The organism is Frankia sp. CcWB2 (assembly GCF_977927585.1).
Genome location: NZ_CDWRCM010000072.1, coordinates 9,268 through 9,800 on the forward strand (window position 1 = coordinate 9,268; position 533 = coordinate 9,800).

Genomic DNA, 533 nt, shown 5'->3' on the forward strand with positions numbered 1-533 from the left:
TCCGCCGACCCCGACGAGCGGACGGCATCCTCTACCCGCTGCGCCAGAAGCGCGAGATCATCATCCCGCACCGGCCGGCTCTGGCAGGCCTTGCGGACACCGGCGATGACCTTGGCCCGGCTGAACGGCTCGGCCGCCCCGCTGCGCTTGCGAACCTGAAGGGACGCCTCCTCCATCGTAGTGAACCGGCGACCGCAGGACAGGCAGGACCGCCTGCGGCGGATCGCCGAACCCTCCTCGGCCTCCCGACTGTCGACGACGCGACTGTCCGGATGCCGGCAGAACGGGCACCGCACGCGCTACGCCTCCTTCGCCCGCGCCGGAGCCGACCGCCCCGGACCGGGGACGACGGGACACCGTTGAGGACCCGGCATCCACGCCGGACGGACCACCTTGTGGATGGACCGCCAGCTCCCCGTGGAAGACCTGTGAAACAACCTGTGGATGACTTACACCCCGATAAGCACCAGATGTTGTGTCCACGGTAGCGCACGGCCCCAGAGATGGGGACAGCACCCCCGTATGGTCCGTGT

1 protein-coding gene is annotated in these 533 nt (G+C 69.2%); it reads right to left on the reverse strand.

Annotated elements, in window-relative coordinates; translation table 11 throughout:
• The coding region (locus ACY45C_RS09945) for an NrdR family transcriptional regulator (protein WP_462187337.1) at positions 1-296 on the reverse strand (296 nt) is incomplete at its 3' end.
• Positions 297-533 lie beyond the last annotated feature (237 nt).